Genomic DNA, 3,826 nt, shown 5'->3' on the forward strand with positions numbered 1-3,826 from the left:
CGCCCCTCCCGCCCGGACATCCCCTCGACGGCCGAAGGTGATGCTTTCGGCGGAGAAAGGTAATGCTCTCGGCGGGGAGGGAGAGAAGGGTCAGCCCTGCTGCGAGGTGAGCGTCGCGTTGACGTCGTACTTCTTACCGTCGCGGATGTAGGTGACGGTCACCGTGTCGCCGCCCTTGTAGCGGCGGATGTAGCCGGTGAGCTGCTTGGACGAGGACACCGTCTCGCCGTTCACCGCGACGATGACGTCGCCCTTCTTGAGGCCCGCCGCATCGGCGCCGCCGCCGTTCGTCACCTCGGCGACCTCGGCGCCCGCGACGGAGGAGCCGTCGACGGTGGCCTCGCCGGTCGTGACCGAGACTCCGAGAACGCCGTGGTCGACCGTGCCGGAGGCGATGAGCTGGTCGGCGACCGAGGTGACGAGGTCGACCGGGATCGCGAAGCCGAGGCCGATCGAACCGGCGGTGTCGGACGACGAGGAGTTCGACGCGATCGACGAGTTGATGCCGATGACCTTGCCGGTCGAGTCGAAGAGCGGGCCGCCGGAGTTGCCGGGGTTGATCGACGCGTCGACCTGGATGGCGTTCGTGATGACGGAGGCCGAGGTGCTCGTCTGCTGCTGGTTCTGGAGCTGCGGGAGCTGGCCGAAGGGGTCGTTCGGGTCGGTCTGCTGGGACTGCGACTCGTCGGTCGACACCTCGACGGGGCGGTTGAGCGCGGAGATGATGCCGGTCGTCACGGTGTTCGACAGGCCGAGCGGGGCGCCGATCGCCATGACCTCCTGGCCGACGGCGAGGTCGGACGAGGAGCCGAAGGTCGCGACCGTGAGATCGGAGGGGGCGTTCTTCAGGCGGATGACGGCGAGGTCGGTCGTCTGATCGTGGCCGATGATCTCGGCCTCGTAGATGCGGCCGTCGGCGAGCGTCACGGAGATCTTGCCCTGCCCGTCGAGGGCGGAGGAGATCACGTGGTAGTTGGTGACGATGTCGCCGCTCGAGTTGTAGACGACGCCGGAGCCAACGTCGGAGCTCGACGAGCTCGTCACCGTGATCGTGATGACCGCGGGCGAGACGGCCTTCGCAACTGCCTGCCAGTCGGGGCTGTCGCCCTTCGAGGTGACGGGGGTGACGGTCGTCGACTTCGCGGACGAGGAGGTCGAGGACGAGGCCGAGGGCACCGCGGTCGACCGCGTCTGGAGCATCGCCCAGGCGCCGGTGAGGGTGAGGGCGGCGGTGAGGAGCATCGCGAGGAGGAGGGCGAGCCAGCTCGGCCCCTTCTTCGTCATGAGGGCCGACCCGGCCTTGCGGCCCTTGCCCGCGCTCTGGGCGGGGGCGACGGGCGTCTGCGAGGGCGTCCCGGGCATCCCGGATCCGCCGGCCCCGGGGGTCTGGCCCGCGTTCGGCTGGGGGATCGACGAGGACGGGGCCGCGGCCCCGCCGAAGGCGGGGGCGCCGTACGCCTGGGATCCGGTGGGCGCCTGGTAGCCGGGCGCGCGGTAGGTCTGGGCCGGGCGCGGCTGCGAGGCCGGGGTGCCGAAGGGGGCGGAGCCCTGCGCGGTCGGAGCCTGAGCGCTCGGGGCGGGGATCTGGCCGCCGGCGGTTGGGGTTTGGACCGGGCGCTGCGTCCACACGCTGCGCGGGTCGGTCGCGTCCGAGGCGGCGGCGCCCGCGGTCGGAGCGCTCGGCGCGGCGGACGGGGCCTGCCCGCCCGGGGTCGGCGTCTGCGGGGCGACGGGCATGTCGCGGGTGGCGCCGGCGACGGCGTCCGCGCTGGGGAGACGGGTGATCTCGGCGTCGGAGGGCGCGGCTCCCCGCGCGTCCTGAGCGTCCGCGTCGTCGGGAGTCGACCAACGCGATGCGGAATCCGGAGTGTTCTCGCTCATGGGGTCCTTCTTCTCAAGAGCCGCTCAACTGGGCTGTTGCGCCCAGCATGCACGCCCTTCTCGCCCATTCACTGGAACTTGTCTGTACGTTTCCTGTGAAGGTCGGCTCGCGGGTGACGCGTTCCTCACACTCGCGATCTCGCTCGGCCTCGCGCAGGGCACCCGGCAGATCCGAATACCGTCGAGCGCATCGGCGAGGACCGCGGCGAGCTCCGCCCGACTCGACGCCTCGACGTAGTCGATCCCGTGGGCGCGGGCGATTCCCTCGATGGAGGTCGTCTGCGCGGTCGCGAACCACCGCTCGAAGGTCGGGGCGTTCTCCGCGCGCCCGTGCTCGAGCCCGGCGAAGATCCCGCCGCCCGCGTCGTCGGCGACGACGAGGAGCAGGTCGGGCGCGGCCTCGTCCGCGGGGATCGCGAGCGCGCCGGCGTCGTGGAGGAAGGAGAGGTCGCCGAGCAGGCACGTCACGGGCCTCCCCGTCCCGAGCCCGACGCCGATCGCCGTTGCGATCGTCCCGTCGATGCCGGCGAGCCCGCGGTTCGACAGGACCCTCCGCGCCGCTCCCCCGCTCCCGACGAGGTCGGCGGCCCGCACGGAGTTCGAGGCGCCGAGGACGAGGATCCGCTCGTCGCGCTCCCAGATCGTCCGGGCGACGCCGAGGACCGACAGGGGCGCCGAATCGAGCGCCTCGTCGATCCGCTCGCCCGTGGAGGCCGCGGCGTCCAGCCAGCGCTCGCGCCAACCGTCCGGCCCGTACGCGCGGTCGTCCCCGTCGAGCGGGCGCGCGGCCCCGGCCTCGTCCGTCGCCCCGGGATCGATCGACGAGGGCGCGGCGGGCGCCCTCAGAGCGGGGACGACGAGGGCGGCGGAGCCGGCGACGTCGGTCCACGCAGGCGAGGGGTCGGCGACGACGACGCGGACGTCCGGGCGCGCGAGGAGGCGCGAGACCGGGCGCGAGAGGGTCGGGCGGCCGGTGACGACGACCTGGTCGACCTCCGCGGCGAGCGGGCCGGCGAGGAGGGTCTGCTGGAACGGGATGCGCTCCGCGGAGAAGGCGAGGCCGCTCGAGGGCTCGGCGAGGAGCGGGACGCGCGCGGCGCGGGCCCACTCGGCCGCGGCCGGATCGGCGTCGTCGCCCGCGACGATGAGGGTCGCGAGGCCGGGTTCGACCGCGTCCTCCCACGCGACGCGGCGCGCCGGGGAGGCGACGACCCGCGCGGGCGCCGGGCCGGGCGCGAAGTCCCGCGCGGCGGCCGAGCCCCCCGCGGGGGTGAGCGGGTCGCGAAAGGCGGCGTTGATGTGGACCGGCCCGGGGGTTCCCGTCGGGAGGCCCTGCGCGGAGGCGATGAGGCGCCCGATCCGGGCGGCGAGGCTCCGGTCGGCGACGGTGTCCGCGGGCAGATCGAGGGTCGAGGCGACGTGCGGCCCGAAGAGCCCGACCTGCGTCGTCGTCTGGGAGGCGCCGACGCCGCGCATCTCGGCGGGCCGGTCGGCGCTGAGGACGACGAGCGGGAGGCGCGAATGGTGGGCCTCGGCAACCGAGGCGTGGAGTTCGGCGACCGCGCCGCCCGAGGTCGTGACGATCGCGACCGGTACCGGACGGGGGTTCGGTTCCCCCCATCCCCCGGAGCGTGCGACGGACGTCCCTTCATCGGACGCTTCGTCTGAGAATCCCTGCTCGTCGGAGGCTCGGACCGGCGCGTCGCCGGGCCGCCCCGCCCTCGTCAATCCGAGGGCGAGGAAGCCGGCGGAGCGCTCGTCGAGGCGCACATGGGCGCGGACGGCCCCAGCGCGGACCGCGGCGTCGAGGGCGTAGGCGAGCGGCGCCGAGCGCGAGCCCGGGCAGTAGACGACGTCGCGCACCCCGGAGGCGACGAGCGCGGCGACGATCCCCCGGGCGAGCTCCTCGGACGGATGGGGCGCCGGGGCCGTCGCGGGGAGGGCG

The 3,826-nt window shown here is 74.2% G+C and carries 2 protein-coding genes; both read right to left on the reverse strand.

The features are described 5' to 3' along the window. Positions 1–90: 90 nt before the first annotated feature. Entirely contained in the window at positions 91–1,881 is a 1,791-nt protein-coding gene (locus tag DY157_RS11105; protein WP_235827212.1) for a trypsin-like peptidase domain-containing protein, read from the reverse strand. 24 nt (positions 1,882–1,905) lie between these two features. Beyond that, positions 1,906–3,744, reverse strand: a complete 1,839-nt coding sequence (gene menD, locus DY157_RS11110) for a 2-succinyl-5-enolpyruvyl-6-hydroxy-3-cyclohexene-1-carboxylate synthase (RefSeq protein WP_407923481.1) — start codon at positions 3,742–3,744, stop codon at positions 1,906–1,908. Between the last annotated feature and the right edge of the window lie 82 nt (positions 3,745–3,826).

Source organism: Actinomyces culturomici, assembly GCF_900499005.1.
GTDB lineage: Bacteria > Actinomycetota > Actinomycetes > Actinomycetales > Actinomycetaceae > Pauljensenia > Pauljensenia culturomici.

Coding starts and splice junctions, on each gene's coding strand:
- DY157_RS11105 (WP_235827212.1), bottom strand. CDS start 1,881: ATGAGCGAGAACACTCCGGATTCCGCATCGCGTTGGTCGACTCCCGAC.